General features: G+C 53.8%; 2 protein-coding genes. Both read right to left on the reverse strand.

Annotated elements, in window-relative coordinates:
* Nucleotides 1–65: 65 nt before the first annotated feature.
* On the reverse strand, nt 66–344 hold the full coding sequence (locus tag CDA54_RS19395; protein WP_229748188.1) for a type II toxin-antitoxin system RelE/ParE family toxin: 279 nt from the start codon (nt 342–344) through the stop codon (nt 66–68).
* Nucleotides 341–610, reverse strand: coding sequence for a CopG family ribbon-helix-helix protein (locus CDA54_RS19400; RefSeq protein WP_099036692.1), 270 nt, complete (start codon nt 608–610; stop codon nt 341–343). Before CDA54_RS19400 ends, CDA54_RS19395 begins: the two co-directional genes overlap by 4 nt.
* Nucleotides 611–701 lie beyond the last annotated feature (91 nt).

Raw genomic sequence — 701 nt, forward strand, 5'->3', positions numbered from 1 at the left:
TCTTTTGTTCGTGCTTTTGGTGTGTGATGGCGGCCTGCACTTCTGGCTCATCCATTCATCCCTTATTAACGGTCTTCCCTGGTGTGCCACAGCCGCAGCACGTAGATCGTTTCCCTAACAATTTCGTACCGCATTTCGTATCGATGGATAAGAATGCGCCGCACCTCGCGCGGCTCGAACTGAAATAGCTGCTCGCCAAGGCGCGGGTTACGCAACAGTGTCGTTGGTGCCTTGGTTAGAGACTGGACGGTGTGCGCAGCCACTGCGGGATCCAGCGGCTCCAGGAACTCATAGAGCCGCACCAAATCGGAGAGCGCCTTACTGGTCCATTTCAGCTCAATCAACGCGGCACCGGCAAGGGTTCGTCGGACCCAAGGCTATCGGCCCACGCCTGTACGGTCTGGTGATCGATGATACGGCCCGCATCCACGTCGCCCAGCGCCTCATGGGTCAGCCGGTCGCGTTCCTCCTCCTGAGCGATCCAGGACGAAAGCGCTTGCTTCATGATCCAGGCACGCGAACGTTCGGATCGGTCGGCCAACTGGTCAACCTTATCAGCGAGTGGAATAGGAATATGTGCAGTTAACACGCGGGTTTCACCTTTTGCCATCGTCAATCTCCTTTATGGTTCATTTCGATTTATTATGAATAATAGTGAATCACAATAAATCGGTAAAGCGGAGTATCAATTTAACGATCAA

Source organism: Lacimicrobium alkaliphilum, from assembly GCF_002591895.1.
Lineage (GTDB): Bacteria > Pseudomonadota > Gammaproteobacteria > Enterobacterales > Alteromonadaceae > Lacimicrobium > Lacimicrobium alkaliphilum.

Bases quoted from the DNA above. Each gene is read 5' to 3' on its own strand.
- CDA54_RS19400 (WP_099036692.1), bottom strand. From the start codon at position 610: ATGGCAAAAGGTGAAACCCGCGTGTTAACTGCACATATTCCTATTCCA.